Source organism: Alkalihalobacterium alkalinitrilicum (assembly GCF_002019605.1).
Lineage (GTDB): Bacteria > Bacillota > Bacilli > Bacillales > Bacillaceae_F > Alkalihalobacterium > Alkalihalobacterium alkalinitrilicum.
In genome coordinates this window covers 5,305,179-5,321,632 of the sequence record NZ_KV917368.1, presented here as the reverse complement: position 1 = coordinate 5,321,632, position 16,454 = coordinate 5,305,179, and the positions used below count along the sequence as shown (strand labels likewise).

At 35.0% G+C, this 16,454-nt stretch carries 23 protein-coding genes; 7 read left to right on the top strand and 16 right to left on the bottom strand.

Going from position 1 to position 16,454, the window contains the following annotated elements; genetic code table 11:
- Nucleotides 1-22: 22 nt before the first annotated feature.
- Complete coding sequence (locus BK574_RS25790) at nt 23-1,069, bottom strand: SepM family pheromone-processing serine protease (RefSeq protein ID WP_078430645.1); 1,047 nt, start codon at nt 1,067-1,069, stop codon at nt 23-25.
- Nucleotides 1,059-1,856, bottom strand: a complete 798-nt coding sequence (locus tag BK574_RS25785) for a patatin-like phospholipase family protein (RefSeq protein ID WP_075385534.1) — start codon at nt 1,854-1,856, stop codon at nt 1,059-1,061. The genes BK574_RS25790 and BK574_RS25785 overlap by 11 nt, the downstream gene beginning before the upstream one ends.
- 126 nt (nt 1,857-1,982) lie before the next feature.
- On the opposite strand from BK574_RS25785, the gene ylbJ reads away from it, so the two are divergent.
- Nucleotides 1,983-3,203 (top strand): sporulation integral membrane protein YlbJ, encoded by a 1,221-nt coding sequence (gene ylbJ, locus BK574_RS25780; protein WP_142248043.1) that lies wholly within the window; start codon nt 1,983-1,985, stop codon nt 3,201-3,203.
- Nucleotides 3,204-3,301: 98 nt separating this feature from the next.
- Here ylbJ and coaD read toward each other — a convergent pair whose 3' ends face one another.
- The 3 genes from coaD to BK574_RS25765 all read right to left on the bottom strand — a co-directional run bounded on the left by coaD (nt 3,302) and on the right by BK574_RS25765 (nt 5,902).
- On the bottom strand, nt 3,302-3,790 hold the full coding sequence (gene coaD / locus BK574_RS25775; protein WP_075385533.1) for a pantetheine-phosphate adenylyltransferase: 489 nt from the start codon (nt 3,788-3,790) through the stop codon (nt 3,302-3,304).
- Between the two features lie 28 nt (nt 3,791-3,818).
- A complete protein-coding gene (gene rsmD / locus BK574_RS25770) occupies nt 3,819-4,370 on the bottom strand; it encodes a 16S rRNA (guanine(966)-N(2))-methyltransferase RsmD (protein ID WP_078430644.1) in 552 nt (183 codons plus the stop codon).
- Nucleotides 4,371-4,540: 170 nt separating this feature from the next.
- A complete protein-coding gene (locus BK574_RS25765) occupies nt 4,541-5,902 on the bottom strand; it encodes an IS4 family transposase (RefSeq protein ID WP_078430643.1) in 1,362 nt (453 codons plus the stop codon).
- A 529-nt stretch (nt 5,903-6,431) separates the two neighbouring features.
- Between BK574_RS25765 and BK574_RS25760 the strand changes: the two genes are divergently transcribed.
- Nucleotides 6,432-6,824, top strand: a complete 393-nt coding sequence (locus BK574_RS25760; RefSeq protein ID WP_075385531.1) for a DUF7147 family protein — start codon at nt 6,432-6,434, stop codon at nt 6,822-6,824.
- A gap of 52 nt (nt 6,825-6,876) precedes the next feature.
- Here the strand turns inward: BK574_RS25760 and BK574_RS25755 are convergent, their stop codons facing one another.
- The gene (locus tag BK574_RS25755) at nt 6,877-7,155 is read right to left on the bottom strand and encodes a YlbG family protein (RefSeq protein WP_078430642.1); all 279 of its coding nucleotides are present in this window, start codon (nt 7,153-7,155) and stop codon (nt 6,877-6,879) included.
- A gap of 196 nt (nt 7,156-7,351) precedes the next feature.
- On the opposite strand from BK574_RS25755, the gene BK574_RS25750 reads away from it, so the two are divergent.
- The gene (locus BK574_RS25750; RefSeq protein ID WP_078430641.1) at nt 7,352-7,666 is read left to right on the top strand and encodes a hypothetical protein; all 315 of its coding nucleotides are present in this window, start codon (nt 7,352-7,354) and stop codon (nt 7,664-7,666) included.
- Nucleotides 7,667-7,729: 63 nt separating this feature from the next.
- Here BK574_RS25750 and BK574_RS25745 read toward each other — a convergent pair whose 3' ends face one another.
- The 5 genes from BK574_RS25745 to BK574_RS25725 all read right to left on the bottom strand — a co-directional run bounded on the left by BK574_RS25745 (nt 7,730) and on the right by BK574_RS25725 (nt 10,564).
- On the bottom strand, nt 7,730-8,170 hold the full coding sequence (locus BK574_RS25745) for a YlbF/YmcA family competence regulator (protein ID WP_078430640.1): 441 nt from the start codon (nt 8,168-8,170) through the stop codon (nt 7,730-7,732).
- Nucleotides 8,171-8,223: 53 nt separating this feature from the next.
- A complete protein-coding gene (gene uvsE / locus BK574_RS25740; RefSeq protein WP_078430639.1) occupies nt 8,224-9,192 on the bottom strand; it encodes a UV DNA damage repair endonuclease UvsE in 969 nt (322 codons plus the stop codon).
- A gap of 24 nt (nt 9,193-9,216) precedes the next feature.
- Nucleotides 9,217-9,642, bottom strand: coding sequence for a hypothetical protein (locus tag BK574_RS25735; protein ID WP_078430638.1), 426 nt, complete (start codon nt 9,640-9,642; stop codon nt 9,217-9,219).
- 151 nt (nt 9,643-9,793) lie between these two features.
- Nucleotides 9,794-10,066, bottom strand: a complete 273-nt coding sequence (locus BK574_RS25730) for a YlbE-like family protein (protein WP_078430637.1) — start codon at nt 10,064-10,066, stop codon at nt 9,794-9,796.
- A gap of 27 nt (nt 10,067-10,093) precedes the next feature.
- On the bottom strand, nt 10,094-10,564 hold the full coding sequence (locus tag BK574_RS25725; protein WP_158211769.1) for a YlbD family protein: 471 nt from the start codon (nt 10,562-10,564) through the stop codon (nt 10,094-10,096).
- Nucleotides 10,565-10,718: 154 nt separating this feature from the next.
- On the opposite strand from BK574_RS25725, the gene BK574_RS25720 reads away from it, so the two are divergent.
- Entirely contained in the window at nt 10,719-11,207 is a 489-nt protein-coding gene (locus BK574_RS25720) for a PaaI family thioesterase (RefSeq protein ID WP_078430635.1), read from the top strand.
- 84 nt (nt 11,208-11,291) lie between these two features.
- A complete protein-coding gene (locus tag BK574_RS25715; RefSeq protein ID WP_078430634.1) occupies nt 11,292-11,645 on the top strand; it encodes a hypothetical protein in 354 nt (117 codons plus the stop codon).
- A 113-nt stretch (nt 11,646-11,758) separates the two neighbouring features.
- On the opposite strand, the gene BK574_RS25710 is transcribed toward BK574_RS25715, so the two are convergent.
- The 3 genes from BK574_RS25710 to BK574_RS25700 all read right to left on the bottom strand — a co-directional run bounded on the left by BK574_RS25710 (nt 11,759) and on the right by BK574_RS25700 (nt 13,805).
- On the bottom strand, nt 11,759-11,980 hold the full coding sequence (locus BK574_RS25710; protein WP_078430633.1) for a hypothetical protein: 222 nt from the start codon (nt 11,978-11,980) through the stop codon (nt 11,759-11,761).
- Between the two features lie 93 nt (nt 11,981-12,073).
- Entirely contained in the window at nt 12,074-13,168 is a 1,095-nt protein-coding gene (locus BK574_RS25705; RefSeq protein ID WP_078430632.1) for a CAP domain-containing protein, read from the bottom strand.
- Between the two features lie 208 nt (nt 13,169-13,376).
- Nucleotides 13,377-13,805: a CBS domain-containing protein gene (locus BK574_RS25700; RefSeq protein ID WP_075385520.1), complete on the bottom strand. Its 429-nt coding sequence runs from the start codon at nt 13,803-13,805 to the stop codon at nt 13,377-13,379.
- A 175-nt stretch (nt 13,806-13,980) separates the two neighbouring features.
- Between BK574_RS25700 and BK574_RS25695 the strand changes: the two genes are divergently transcribed.
- The gene (locus BK574_RS25695) at nt 13,981-14,331 is read left to right on the top strand and encodes a YugN family protein (protein ID WP_075385519.1); all 351 of its coding nucleotides are present in this window, start codon (nt 13,981-13,983) and stop codon (nt 14,329-14,331) included.
- Between the two features lie 28 nt (nt 14,332-14,359).
- Here BK574_RS25695 and BK574_RS25690 read toward each other — a convergent pair whose 3' ends face one another.
- Both BK574_RS25690 and BK574_RS25685 read right to left on the bottom strand, forming a co-directional pair.
- A complete protein-coding gene (locus BK574_RS25690; protein WP_075385518.1) occupies nt 14,360-14,818 on the bottom strand; it encodes a TcaA NTF2-like domain-containing protein in 459 nt (152 codons plus the stop codon).
- Between the two features lie 82 nt (nt 14,819-14,900).
- Nucleotides 14,901-15,248 (bottom strand): Asp23/Gls24 family envelope stress response protein, encoded by a 348-nt coding sequence (locus BK574_RS25685; protein ID WP_078430631.1) that lies wholly within the window; start codon nt 15,246-15,248, stop codon nt 14,901-14,903.
- A gap of 124 nt (nt 15,249-15,372) precedes the next feature.
- Between BK574_RS25685 and ytvI the strand changes: the two genes are divergently transcribed.
- Complete coding sequence (ytvI, locus tag BK574_RS25680) at nt 15,373-16,431, top strand: sporulation integral membrane protein YtvI (RefSeq protein ID WP_075385516.1); 1,059 nt, start codon at nt 15,373-15,375, stop codon at nt 16,429-16,431.
- Nucleotides 16,432-16,454: the final 23 nt, after the last annotated feature.

The following is a 16,454-nucleotide window of genomic DNA, read 5'->3' as shown; positions in this document are numbered from 1 at the left end:
TATCTACTATCCCCCTCCTATATTAGTCTTGTCTTTCCAGTTGCTCTAAATATTCAACGGCTTCTGCTATTGTGTCAACCCCTACTATTTTAGTAGTAGTCTTAATTTCTTTTGCCGTAGCCAACGCTTCTTCATAATTTGAATCTTCACGACCACCTTCTCGTGGTACAAAGAAAATGTCCGATCCTGCCTTATGTGCTGCCACTACCTTTTGTTTAGCACCACCAATCCTACCTACATTTCCTTCTTCGTCAATCGTCCCCGTACCAGAAATATGGTATCCTTTCGTCAAATCTTCTGGAGTTAATTGATTAAGAACTTCTAATGAAAACATGAACCCCGCTGATGGACCGCCGATGTTGCGGACATCAATCGTTACTTCAGGATCAAAGGCGAGCGTTCGATCTGTTACTGGGTACATAATACCAATTCCTACTCTACCTTCACCGCCATCAATATCGTCTGGAAACAGCGATAATGGAACTGTAAGATCAACTTCCTCTTTATTCCTCATGACAGTTAATATAACCTCATCTCCTAACTCTTTACCAGCTAGTCGTTGATTTAATTCATTAACAGTTTGGACACGATAACCATCTACTTTTAATATTCGATCTTCATAAGTTAAGTACTTTTCACCAGACATCCCCTCAATAAATGAGGTAATCATTATTCCATTATACGATATATCAATGTCCTTCCCTGCGAAGTTATAGGCAGCAATTTTTGCAGCGTCTTGCGAAGTATTCATCATCATTTGTTGCCTGTGATGATAATCTTCTTCTGTTTCTTCAGGACGCTTAACTTGATCTTCTGGGTAGATATCACGGAATTCACTGAAATGAGCCCAAGCATAAAAATAAACATTCGTTTGCCCCATTAATACAGTTGTTAACATAAAAGATCCTTGTTCTTCCTTATATCCGCCTTCTACCTCTACATATGGCGCTAGTTCTTTAGCATCTCCTGGTTGCGAGTAATAAAAAGGGAGTTTATAAAAATGAAGTATGATTAATATGGCACCAATAATCCAAACTTTACTTATTTTTTTCTTTTTTTCAATGACCATTGGATTGTTTCTCCTTCCACCTGTCTATTTGTTCGTGAATGTCGTCAAGGTGTTTTTTTGCTTCTTCCTCCCCAAGTTTAATATATTCTTCTACATTCGTAAAAGCAATTGAGCTTGCTTGCTTAATCATCGGACGGATAATTACATCCGTATCAATTTCTCGATACCGAACCATCTCTCGTTCCATAATATCCATCGTTTGTAAAATAACATCGTAGATCGATGAAATAGGTGGCTCATCTTGAAAGAAAGAAACATCGACCGCGATCGTTATATCTGCTCCCATTTCTCTCACTACGGACACAGGTACACGGTCGATCACACCACCATCTACTAAAAGACGTCCGTTCAATTTCTCAGGAACAAAAATACCTGGTATTGATATACTCGCTCGAACGGCAGGAGCTGCAGGGCCATTATTAAAAACAACTCGTTCTCCCTTAAGTAAATCAGTAGCTACAACTGAAACTGGAGGCGATAAGTCTTCCAGGTTTTTCCCTTTTGCTAAAATATGAATGAGTTCCTTAACTTTTTTCCCCGCAACAAACCCCATCTTCGGTACGATAAAATCTAAATAATATTTTCGTCGAAAAAGTTTCGCGAACCTTTCAAGATGATCTGTGGATTGTCCAGCACCATATAGAACACCAACAAGAGACCCCATACTACTGCCAGCAATAACATCAATGGGGACTTTCGCATCTTCTAATACTTTTAATACTCCGATATGTGCAAAACCTCTTGCTCCACCAGACCCTAAAGCTAATCCAATTTTAGGACGTTCCAAAAATATCAACTCCTATCTTACAGCTTACAACCCCTGTTTTCAATCATATGGTCTAAATTGACGAGCTATACGTATATTGATTAATGGGACAGGTTGGATTTGATTTATAGTTAGGAGGAAACCCTCTTGAAATTTTCAATGTTAAAAACAATCGTACTTGCCATTTTAGCAACTTCACTAACTGCTTCTTTAATGATATACCCTAAAGAATCATTCGAAGCTTCTCTACGTGGTTTAACGATGTGGTGGGAAGTTGTTTTCCCTTCATTATTACCTTTTTTTATCGTTTCTGAACTCCTTATTGGCTTTGGTGTCGTCACATTTATTGGGACACTTCTAAATCCATTCATGCGACCTGTTTTTAGAGTACCTGGAGTTGGAGGTTTTGTCTGGGCTATGGGATTAGCCTCAGGCTTTCCAGCAGGCGCAAAATTAACAGCAAGATTACGCCAAGAAAAACAGCTTACTCGATTAGAAGCGGAGCGGCTTGTGTCATTTACAAATGCCTCTAATCCTCTCTTTATATTCGGGGCAGTAGCAGTCGGCTTTTTTCATAACCCAGCATTAGGGGTTATTCTTGCTCTCGCACACTATATTGGTAATTTTTGTGTTGGTTTTATTATGCGATTTCATGGTGGAAAGGAAATATTGGTTAAAGAAGAAGAAAAAAATCAAGGTAAGGGTTTAAAGCACGCTCTCAATTCTTTGCATAGAGAACGTTTAAAAGATGGCCGCCCCATTGGAAAACTACTCGGTGACGCTGTTCAATCGTCGATCAATACTCTATTAATGATCGGCGGGTTTATTATTTTATTTTCAGTATTAAATAAGCTTTTAAGTTTAATAGGAGTGATCACGGTATTATCATCTTTTACTTCCATTTTCCTTACTTTTCTATCCATTTCAAGTGAACTAAGTATACCTCTCATTTCTGGTTTGTTTGAGATTACACTTGGAAGCCAAATGACATCAGAAGCTGAAAACGTTCTATTACTACAACAAGTAATTATTGTTAGCTTCATTTTAGCTTTTAGTGGCTTTTCCGTTCAAGCTCAAGTTGCTAGTATATTAGCAGATACAGATATTCGCTTTAAACCTTATTTCATCGCGAGAATAATGCATGGCTTTATCGCTTCTTTGGTCGTTATCATTTTATGGAAACCATTTTATGTAAATCAAGTTGGAGCATCAAGTGATGGGACCATTCCAGTATTTCTACAAGAACAAACTTGGTCTTGGCTACTAACAGGTTGGAATGGAATCGTACAGTTCGGATCAATGATTACGGTCTTTTCCTTGGTTCTTTATATAATCATTCGTTCTAAGCGAGCGTTAGCCGTAAAATAAAGAGGCGACTCAATAATAAAGTGTCAGGCCCTCGCCCATAATCTAATTGTTTAAAAACAACAGTTATGGTAGGACAAAACACTTATGAGTCAACCTCTTTATTTTTGGTCTATATATTTTGTTTTTAATGCTGCTTCAACCACATCAGGAACGATATCTGATACATTGGCACCGTATTTCGCAACTTCTTTAACAATACTAGAACTTAAATACGAGTATTGATTGTTCGTCATCATAAAGAAAGTTTCAACTTCAGGGTCAAGTTTTCTGTTAATTGAAGCCGCTTGCATTTCATACTCGAAATCAGAAACCGCTCGCAATCCCCGGATAATAGTTGTTGCATTTTTATGTTTGACATAATCGACTAGCAAACCGTTAAAAAAGTCAATTTCAACATTCTCAATATGAGAAGTTACTTCATGGAGCAACCTTACCCGTTCCTCAACTGTAAACAACGGTGTTTTATTTCTATTATTTAGAACAGCAACAATAACTTTATCAAAAACCCTTGATCCCCTTGTAATAATATCCAGATGGCCATAAGTAACAGGATCAAAGCTCCCTGGACAAACTGCAACACTTGCCATTTTCCTTCCTCCTCTTCATATCTAAAAATTAATCATACATATAAAATGATATAGCTGTGTCTCCATACACTTCACGTCTTTTACAGGAGAAAGAACCTATGTACTTAGCTAATTCAATTGATGCAGCATGTTCTGCAACAATTGTTCCACCATTCTCTAACAACTGAAAATCGTTTATGATACCAATTTCAGCTTCTATTTTTTGCTCTGCATACGGTGGATCTAAAAAAATATATGTAAATGAAATCTCTCTCTTAATAAGCGCTTTCAATGCTCGTTTCGCATCATTTCGATAAACCTCTGCACGATCTGAAAACGAACATAAACTTAAGTTCTCTTTAATAATATCAATCGCTTTTCTGTTCTGGTCAACAAAAATGGCTTTTTCAACACCTCTACTCAGTGCCTCAATGCCTAAGTTACCACTTCCCCCGTATAGATCGAGTACCCACCCACCGTAAAAATAAGGACCGATGATATTAAATATCGATTCTTTCACTTTATCTGTAGTTGGTCTCGTTGTCGATCCTGGTACCGCTTTTAACGGCTGACCTTTCTTTTCACCTGAAATGACTCTCAATGTACACACCTTACCTTTATGGGTCGCTAGCAATCCTGTTTGTTTTTTTATCCTATCATAAAAAATTTAAAAACTAAAGATAATCATGTTTTTTCGTTGACTATTTTTATATATTTTTTTACTTTTTAAAATTTTGCAAAACCTATAAGCTTCTAGAATATCTGAATTACTCAACTTTCGCACACTGATATAGGCAGGTAGACTTTGATGTAATTAGGTAAGGCCGCAATCCAGTGTTGTAGTTGACTTTTGATTAACTTTTGTATTTTTTTGTTACTTTCTTTCAAGTCATCTTGAAGAAGCTCGAGTAGCTGCCCCAGTGCGACAGCCCAATCGAGGTCACTGATTTCATCGCAAAGATCATAAAATAGACCACCTAATGTCCGTTGGTCTGTACTGCAACGGTTTTGCCAAGAGAGTACAATGTATCTAGTAAAGACGATTGTGGTATGACAAATCAAGGAGTCATACGAACGACCTTGAAACTCCTTTTGTAGCTTTAATAATGACTTTGTTGTTTTAAAAAAGACTTCGATGTCCCAGCGAATACCGTAAATACGAATGATTTCTTGTTCACTTAGTGTACAATCTGTACTTAAAATAGCTAACCATTCGCTCTTTTTATTACGGTTACGGACAAATACAATCTTAACTGGAATGCCATTAGCTTGTGTCGTTTGAATCGACCGAAGAATCCCTTTCTTCCCTTGGATAGGCTTGGCTAATTGATACAGTTCCTTTAGGCTTACTCGTTTATCATTCATGATATATCGTTGCTTCAAGTTTTTCACCATGCCAATCACATCAAGACCTTGATCTTTGATCTCTTTAATAAGCGGTTGATGTGTAAACCACGTATCCATCAGCACATAAGAGGCTTCGATTCCAGTGTTCAATGCACGTTGTATCATTGTAGGAATTTGGTCAGGTGCAGATTGTAAAGCTTCTAGGCGTCGCTTGTAACCCGAACTGCGCTTGTCAATTTTATCTGATATTCCATTGATGACACTGTTTTTAGAGCTCAATAAAGAAAAGTCTACAGGCATAAACGTTGTACCATCAGACCATCCAAAAGTAAGCATACGAAACCCTTTGTAAAAGCGTATTTTTTGAGAAGCATGATCAAAGCATCGCGCTAGGAGTTCAACCGATTTACTTCGATTTTTGTCATAGGAAGAATCGTCTACAATCAATACTTTAACACGCTCATGATTCGTAAGTTTACTTACTTTTTCAATTGAGTGTGCGCTTAATAAAAGTAGAAATCTTCTCCATGAATAAGTAGAACGGTTTAAGAAACGGTAGATCGCATCTTTAGCTGGAATATCTGTAGATTTCTTGCTTTCGAGTGTACGAAACCAGTTTTTGTTTTCAAAGATCAAACAGAAAATGAGCTGAAATAAATAAGCACAGGTAAAGCCAAACGACTTAGTAATTCCAGCTTTTCTAAGATGTTTCAATACTTTTAGTTCTATAAATGTAGATTTTATTTCATTTGGTAGTTGCTTAGGTTGGTCATTATTCGCTATCATATAGAGGACACCTCTTCTGTATGGTATTTGATTCTAGGCAAATCAACTATACCAAAAGAATGGGTGTTTTTTCATGCAATTTTTTCGTGTCAATGAAAGCATTTCAATGACCTCAGCAACTACTGCTGGTTGAACTTATTGAACTTTTATTGGTGCGAAAGTTGAGTGAATTATATAAATAAGTGCGTAAAATAAATGTTTAGGACACTATACCAGAGAAAATTCAACTAACAACCACCTTTTAAAAAAGAACCTTTCACTATCAATGAAAAAAATTCGGAAACGATGTATTAGTCAAAATTATTGTGGCCATAATAAGATTAGCAACATTGAGAGATGTTGCAACAACCGCGGAGAAGACTTACGTTTCCCCATAAGTTCTTCCTCCGGTTTCTCCTCTCCCATAGCCTTGTACATACAGTAGTATGTTGTAGGGCACCTCGCAAGGTAATCCTTGCGAGGATTTTTTTTCGATGCTACTATTTAAATTGTATGATAAAAAGGACGGATAAGGAGAGACATACTTATTATGTTACAACGTTTTATTGAATTAGGAGAAGGATATTCAGACCTATATGAGTTAATTGAAATTGCCAAAAGCAATCAAAATCGCCTACATTATCTCATTCGTCTCGATAGTACTATTGATGGTCAGAAGGTGACTTCCCTAGTGGTCGCACTTAAACCTGTAGAGCCCGGAAATTATATGCCTCTTTACATTTGCCGAGAAGGAATTCCTCAGCCGGAATGGAAAGAAAATAAGCGCTTTACGTTGTTTGAAACGATAAGTAATGAGTTAAACCAAGAAATTGTTCAACTTGAAGTGAAACCTTCTACTTCTTTTAACGAAAAAACATTATACTATCAATACATTATTGGTGTATTACGCATGAACCATTTTATACCGCCATTAAAGTTTTAAGATTAACCTATTATTGTATAAAAAAAGGAGACTGATCATCAGCCTCCTTTTTTTATATTCCCATTTTATAATCGTACTCTTTCGCTTTATCAGGCTTTGCATTTTGGTATTGTGTTTTCACAAAAGGTCGCATCGAAACTTCCACATTTTTTACAAAATGAAGAGATTGTAACCGATCAACTAAACCATCAATATTCTCTTGGTCACAGTATAAAACAACATATTTCATTTTTTTTGAAACATAATGAACGTTGCCGAACTTTCGCAATTGTCTGGCATATTTTAGCGAATGCAGCCATACCGCCATGCCTTGTCTGTGACTAGTCAGCATAAATATTTCCCCTTTTCACATAACATATAACTACTTTAGTCTAGCAGAATTATATCTATCGAGCAATAGATGACGTCCTTATAGTGGAAATTAATAAAGGAAATAGGTACAATTCAATTAGAAAAATACAAATTTATAGTAAGAATGCTAATAAATAATGTCCTATAAATGTTTTCAAAAAAATAGGGAGGGTATTATGGCGCTTGAAACCGTCTGGAATGAATTTTTAGAAGGACTTAAAAACCATCCAAGTATCATTACTGTTACAAAAAAGAGTTTTGCGAACCTTCCTTTTCTCTATATTCAATCTCAAGACAATCTTCATGACCTAGAACAAACAATAAAAATGACAGCTATGAATGTTATGAAGGGAAAACGGTTAACTCTTGAAATGGTCTATGTGAGAACATCTCAAGATACGTTCGTTTACCGGTTTCGTTTCTTAGTGCCTAACAAAAAAATGTTTTGCTGTGGTAATGGTTGTATGGATTGTATCCGCTATCAAGCATAGAATATTTTTTGAAAAAGAAACAAGGGGTTGATGATAACATCAACCCCTTAATTAATGCATGTATTATTTACAGCCACAACTCCCACCACTACCACAACCACCGCTACAAGACATTTGGTCAAAGTAAGGATTACCTGTAGGAACTTTTATATGTGGTGAAACATTACTAGCAATAATGCTACTAATTTCATTAAATAAACGCTCTAACTCAGTTTCTGCTTTCTTATATTCCGCAATGATAGGGTAAAGATCAAGTTCTCTCTTTTGTTCCCGTACCTTTTTAGAAGTATCATGAAAATTAGGATGATATTTACCGAATCGTTGGACCTCTTCGTAGTCTTCCTTTAATTGATTAAAACGTCGAATTAAAGATTGTGCTTCTTTATCTTGCTGTAATTTATTTTTACACTCTTTATAGTGATAAAAAACATCAGAAGATAAAATGGCCTGAGATAATTGGTATGTTTCTTCTAATATATCAAACGACGTCATTGACGTTACCATTTAGCCACCTCCTAGTTCTTATTATAACATGAGATGTTCTTCTAGGCGAATGACTACGTTCGATTAAATTGAATAGTTGCTTGGGAAATAAATTCACAACCCTTTTCCAGTTTTAATTCTTCCATCAATTTAAATAATGCTTTATCCTTCTTTTTTGCTTCAATCATAACATCTATGCTTTTAGAACTTCCCCTAGCCATTTCTAAAAATTGGAGTAGTCGATCCTTATTAATATAATCATGATGTCGTTTATCTTCAGGTGATGATTTAGGACTAGAGATATGAATCTTGACAGGTAATGGGCTTCCTTCCCATGTTTTGATAATTCTTGGCCATAACTCAATTAAATGACATTCTCCATAATTTACATCATGGTGATGCAGATCTAGGACCACGGGAATACCAAGCTTCTCCCCCAAGTATAAAGCGTCCTCTAAATTGTATACTGTATCATCATTTTCAAGGATAATCATTTTCGACAGTGAAGATGGTATATTTGAAAAATTCTCAATGAAAGCTTCTAACCCTTGAACCTTCCCCTCTTTTTTTCCACCGATATGAAGAACACACCGATGAGTCGGGTCAATATTCATCGCTTTTAATAATTTATAATGATATAGCAATGTTTGTAAGGAACGATTCAATATTTCATCATCGGAATTGTTTAAGACAACAAAGTGGTCTGGATGGAAACCAACTCTCATGTTATGACTTGAAACATATTCACCGACCTCCCGCAGCAGCGGTATTAAAGGGCGCTCATATTTCCAACCTTCAGTTAATGGGTGATTTACAAGGGGGATAAGTCGAGATGAAAACCGAAAAAAACAAATATCATGTGCATTATTATGTTTTAATAATCTTAGACAATTTTCAATATTATGAATTGCAATCCTTTCCAGTCTCTTCAAACCAGCATCTTTGTTAGATATTTTAGCAAATTGTTGAGCCGTCATTGTTTGAGAAGGAGATGCATTCGATAAGATTTCACTCATAGCAACATAACCGAAATTTACAATCACATCTGAACCTCCTTCATGAAAAGCTTAAGGAACTTGCACTGAAAACTCTTCGGAAACTCCATACGGTTCATCATCATTTTTTACAAGCTCTAACTTAATGGAGTGTTCCCCGCTCGGTAACCCTTTAATGATAAATGCTGCTTGATAAATGGAATCAACCTTCTGTCCGTCGACAAATAAATGAAGGTGCCCTTCACCATCAACGTGGTTTTTTCCCGCCTTTTCTTTAGCAAAGGTAAACTGATCAATAACACACTCTACATAAACATCAGACCCTTTTACATCATGATTCACGTTCATCAATCGTTGGTCTTTATTTACTGAAACATGAACTATTCCATTCCCATATATAGGGACAATTTGAATATCTTGAAAATCTTCTGCTGCTTGTACAACAGGACTGATAAAACTGATGCAACCTACTAACAAAAAGGGTATAAGTTTTTTCATCAAAAGAACCTCCTTATTTCAACAGTATTGTTGCCAAGAGCGAGTAAAAATATCCTGATGCTTGTCTTCCTTCTGTATAAAAAAAGCCAAACTCTAGTTTAAGTGTCTCGTCCCTTTAATTTGGAATTAATAGACACTCAGAGTTAGCTTATTAATAATCTATATTCGTTGGTTGTTGGTCTGGAGCGCCTCCAAAAGGATTCATTTGTAACATTTGAACGAGCATCATAGCTAATTGTAGATTACTTTGGATTTTCTCCATTCGTTGCGGGAAAGTTTTCCCATAAAATTGATTGGCTTCAAGTTCAAGTTGCTTTATTTGATAAGGATCTCGACTTAATTTACGATACCATTGTGGGTGCTGACGGATAAATTGTTTTAATTCTGGTTGACTTCTCAATAGCATGTTAATATCATTCCTCATTCTTTGTTCCTCCCTATTAAACAAATTCTAATGTCTTCTGAATGAGAAAGGATCATCTGGACGTTGTGGTTGATGAGTTTGATTTTTCCCTTGGAATGATTGCATAAGTCCTTGTACATTGGAAATCACACTGCTCACCTGTGCCATATGATGCTGTAAATCATTAAAATTAATATTTTTTAATAACCCTAGGATATTAGTTGATGTTGTTTCAGATGAAGATGAAGCTCCATTTTCTTCACTATTGTTAGTATCATTCGCCGTATTAAAATTCCCATTATTTCCCGTATTGTTATTAGTATTATAAGTATCTTGGTTTGCCGCTCGACGATACGGTTCCCAATTCGGGTGCTCTTCACCTAGCAGCGTCCATTCTTCATAAAAATCTTGCCACGTTTTATTTCCGTTCCTTACTTCGTGGATTAATAGTGGATGCTGTTTTACAAACATCTTAAATTGTTGGATGGAAGGGTGTAAGTTTTTTGAATTAGATGTCATAACATTTTTCCTCCTCTGCCTAATAATCATCTCTCTACATCATATCGTTTTGCCCAGTTTAGTGTTCGCCCAAATTTATTGATTTGTAAAAATTGATACATCTTCTTCATATTGCTAAAATAGGTGAGGAAACTAATAGAAAGAGGAACAAAATATGGATAACCAATTACTTAATGAAATAAAAGAAATTTTTCAAAACGGCTCAGAAGAAGATAAAGACGCCCTATCTTCAATGATAAAAGGGATAAGAAAGAAACAACGAGGAGAATGTGCAACCTATTTATCTGGAATTACTCAAGTTAGTAGTCAATTTCTTGACGATGGTAGCTTTGAGGTCATTATACCGATACAACCACTTATCGAAAATCCTCTAAAAATGACACATGGTGGGATTACAGCTACTTTACTTGATACTGCGATGGGGTCCATGCTGAATTTAAAAATTGCAGAAGATAAGGCTTGTGTAACAACAGAATTAAAAGTCAACTATATTCAACCTGGCCGCGGGAAATATCTTCGTTGTATTGCAACTATTTTACACTTAGGAAAACAACTTTGTTTTTCAGAAGCTAAAGTTTACAATGACAAAGATAAACTAATCGCTTCAGGTTCTGGAACTTTTTTTGTCATTCCTCGTACTTAATCCAAACTCTGTTAATTCAATTTTAATGCCCTAAAACCGTAATCATTAACAGACAGTGCCTTGGTGAGAAGGAGTGATAAATTGTTGGTTACTGCAATAGTAATACCTATTTTATTTGTGGTTTTTTATTTCATTGTGAAAAGAAATAATGCTTCTTATGAACAGAAGTGGAAAGAAGTAGGGGCAATTCAGGAGCAAGTGATTGTCTCGGGAAAGTTAACCCGATATTTTATAGAAAAAAAGAAATTTTACCATCATCGATACATTTGGAGTATTCAGCTATTTATTTTAGACCATCAACAAACCATAAAGGTTATTTTTGAAAAACCAGCTGTATCAGATACACCACCTCTAGACGTATCAACTAACGGCACTTTAAAATGTTACGGACAGTGGGATGGATCCAATTTCTTAGCTAATCGAATAATAGTTGAATAAGCATTAGCACATAACAAGCTTTTCTAAAATGAAAAAACACTAGGACACATTTGAGTTTCCTAGTGTTTTATACTTTTCCCTGCAATTGAATTTGTTGCTGAAGCACCTTCTTTTTATTCACTTGCATTTATTCGCTCTGCTGACTTGTAAGCATCGACCATTCCCCATATCCAAAGAATTGGGGTTGTAATAAACCCAATTAAAATTAACATCAATAGTCCAGAAATAAAGTAAGCAATGATAAATGCGATCCCTTTAGCAATTTCACCATTGTAAATCTGTCCTAGTCCTGCAAAGAAAAAACTTAACACTGCAGCAATACCTGGATTTTTCATTCACTCCTCCTTCATGTTAATTCTAGATGATTTTTTGAGTATTAATATAATAAATGTTCCTGGTATTTAGATTAGAACTATTTTCAACCATTTTTAGTGAATCGCCCAAGGGGTCATAAAGTTTTGAGTATAAAATTTTTCATATACACCTACACCTAAATGCGTAAATTCTTCATTTAACAAGTTAACTCGATGGCCTTCACTGTTTAACCAACCTTCAACAGCTTCTATACCATCCACATACTGTGCCGCTATATTTTCACCTGCAAAGTAAAAAGATACATCGCCACGTTCTAGTCGGTCCTTTAACTCACCAAAAGTAGGGGAAGTATGTGAAAAATAGTTATTTTCAAACATATCTTGACTATGACCATATGCGACTATTGAAACTTCACTGTCCCATGTTAGTAATGATAAATTGTGTCTTTGTCTAATTTGGTTTGTAAAATCTAATATTTGAATTTCTGCACCTTCTTCAATTGCCCTCCATTTCTCCGTTGAAAAATCTTCTTCTTTCGGAAGTTCCCCTCGATAAGTAACTGAATACGGACGCTGTTTTAACAAGACGTCAGTAGATAAATATCTAACGCTCGAAAGCTTATTCGTAAACGTATCAAAATAAAGCTGGAGCCATGTATCTTCTTCCATTTGAAGTAAGGGACGACTAAACAATTCAGCTTCAGTTAATTCAAATCGATAAGAGCCCATCTTATTATTCACAGAAACATAATCTGAAAATGAAAATGAAAATGAATGGTAAAGTTGATTATAATCAGTCCCACTCACAAATGGTTGGGATAAATCCCCTACATCCATAACATAAATAGTCACGACTTGATTATTGCTAACACCTATTTGCATATATCCTTTCTCTAAATTATCATAAATCCACCAATCATAGCCGTAGGCTGAAGGGTCTATCCGTGAAGGGCTTCCAAAATTGCTTTCAATGTGGCTAATCGACTCACCCATTAAATCATGGAGTCCATCCGAAAATACATACAGATTTTCATCGTCTTCACTTTCTGTATCTGCAATATTTTGTTCAATTTCTTGTGGTTCTTCAACTGCTTTATCTGGTAACTTAAACTCTGATAGCCTTGAGGAAATTTCACCTGGAAAATATTCAAAAAGAATGATTATCAGGATGCCTATAAGAACGAATAGGCTACACCCTAATCTTTTCATCTTACCCTCTCCCTGTAGTTAATGTACCTAATCATTTTCTCTGTTTTATGCGATAATCCTGCAATTTTATGACTGTTTGATATATTTTAATTCTTTTTTTACTATAGAGCCATAGTAAATAAGCGTAATGGAGTAATTTATCCATTACGCTTATTTACTATTATTAATAATACCCTATGTCATGTATTTGGTAACTAGCATTAACGTATTAATGGTGAACTTCTGGACTTTCTGAAATTTCACTTAAAGCAAAGCTAGCCTCGTCCATCGTTCCTCTATGAATGGCAATATCACCTAATGCAACAATCCCTACAAGCTTGTTATTTTCAACAATAGGTAACCGTCGGATTTGTTTTTCTGCCATCATTTTTGCGGCTTCATCAACGGACATGTCTGGAGAAGCTGTAATTAATTTTTCACTCATAATTTCAGTAACTTGTGTTGAATTTGGCCGTTTTTCTGCAACACCACGGATTACAATATCTCGGTCTGTAATCATACCTAGCAATTGTCCATCATCGCAAATAGGGATTGCACCACAATCTTCTTGTTTCATTTTTACAGCTACTTCATACACATTGTCCACTGGAGTACAATATTCAACATCAGTTGTCATAATATCTCTTAATAGCTCCATAAATCGCAGGCCTCCTTTTTCGAATATCAAGCAATAGTTTACCCAATAATAATAGAACCATACAATTTACTTAGAATTCATTTCTTCATTAAATATTCAACATTATTCGTTGCATCTTAGTTCTTTTCATACTATGATTAGTTAAGTATAGGGTATTTGTCTAGGAGGGAAAAAAATGAAATTTGAAAGTTTAGAGTTAGAAGGAAAAGAAATAAAATTTTCAACGCTACAATTTGCAGCTGAATCCGTTGGTCTTGTACACGCTGGCCAATGGGACTATGAACGCGTGACGTTTGATTATAAAATTGACACGCACGAACAGAATGTTACATATTATTTAAGAGTACCTGCTTATGCTGTAGAAGGAGATATTCCAGCTCCTGATGCAAAAGTAAAATTACTTACACCAATTCTAGGAAAGCATTTCTATCCACATGGTGTCGAGTATGACGAAGAATTCCCAAAAAACATTGTAGATAAGTGTAATAAAAAGTTACAACTATTCAAAGAAAAGTTAGAGAAATAATAAAAAGGAGGGGAAATTCCCCTCCTTTTTACCGTTTCATAATCGTTACAATTCGAAATATATCATTGTATTCAATAAGTTCATATGTGATATTTAATTCCTCAGTAACTTTTTTGCCATGTCGGTCTGTTGTTTCTATCATTTCATAAGCATTGACATGAAATTCATCAAATTCATTGATGAGAACATCGCTTACCGTATGTTCAATTAACGTGAGAGTACTTCTTTCTTGTTGAAGATCACTTACATGACGTCTCACTAAATGATAGAACGTAGAATTTGGTACTAAATATGGTTCTAATTCACTAAAACTACCTTGATTGGTATGATAAATCATATCTTCTTTATAATCATTTACAAATTCAATTGCAGTTTGTGTTTGTTCATCTGAAGCTGGCACAAATGTACCTTCTTCCGTATTCGCACATCCCGTAAATAATAATAAGAACGTTATACTACTAATAAATGCTACGATCATTTTTTTCATTATTTAAGTACTCCTTTTATTAATCTTTTACAAGAGTACTTCAAATCCAACTAAACTTCAATAGAATAGCCTATTCATTCGATTAATCGTCAAAATGTACATCTTCAATTTTAATACTTATACGATCAACATAAAAACCTGTACAATGTTCAATTTCTGTTTTAATTACTTTTTGTATCATTTTCGATAAATACCGCATATCCGTACCATACAATATAGAAACGCATACATCTATTTTTAGTGAGTTTTGCTCAACAATTACAGTAATTCCGTTTTTCTCATTTCGATGTAATGAGCTTTTCACTCGTTTCACCCATTCATTATATGGTTTAATATAAGGAAAGTGCTTCTGCAACGTAAAATAAATGAGATCGATGATAACTTTCTCTTTTATAAAAAGTTGACCACCTACAAGCGTTTGGTTTGCCATAATATCATTCTCCTTTATGAATGATTAATTAATATTTTAAGAAAGCCTTTCCAAAGTCTGTTCAACGTTTTCCGTTCGTACTATAATAATAGTAGTTGCCTTTAAGCTAGAAAGGGGTTTGAAATTGTCCGCCATTTTCACTAAACGAAACATTATTATAGCAATTACTGTCATACTCTTAATCATTGCAGGTTATTTCATATTACCTGTTTCTTTACCGCTGATATTAGCATTATTTACAGCATTAATACTATCTCCTGCTGTAAAGGCTCTTTATGAGAAAACAAAAATGAAAAGAAACTTAGCCGTAATGATTGTATTTACCTTATTTGTATGCTTTATTGGGCTAAGTGGTTACTTTATCGTAACCAAAGCAATAACTCAAGGCGTACAATTAGCTGAAAATTTACCTACTTATATAAATGATATTAATCGCGCATGGTTAACATTTCAGCGAGATTTAGAAGACAAGTACGAAGATTTGCCACCAGAAGTAGTGTTTGAAATTAACCAGCAAGTGACACAAACATTAAATAACCTTAGATTGGAACTAAGTAGTCGGGACTTAATTAGTGACTTAACATCGTTAATCACCACGATACCAGCTTTTCTAGTTAACCTTCTTGTCTATTTAATTGCGCTCTTTCTATTTTTATTAGAACTACCGAGATTAAAACAACAACTCTACTCTTATTTATCCGAAAAAACTGCGGATAAAGTCAATTTTATGGTTTCTCGCCTATCTTATGTGATTGCTGGCTTTTTTAAAGCACAATTTTTAGTAAGTATTATTATTTTCATTGTTTCTTTAATTGGCCTACTAATTATTGTTCCTGAAGTAGCATTACTAATGGCTTTTATTATATGGATCATTGACTTTATACCGATTATTGGTTCAATTGCAATTTTAGGTCCTTGGGCTTTATTTCATTTATTAATAGGCGACATAAGCTTAGGGACACAATTATTAATACTAGCTGGGGTTTTATTAATTATCCGAAGAGTTGTCGAGCCTAAAGTAATGGGACAGCATATCGGCCTTTCTCCATTAGCAACCTTAATTGCTATGTATGTTGGTTTAATGCTTTTTGGAGTGATTGGTTTCATTATTGGACCTTTAATCGTCATTGCATTTACTTCAGCAAAAGAAGCTGGGATTATTAAATTAAATGTGAAAATCTAAATAAAAAGAACTCCTGCAAATTT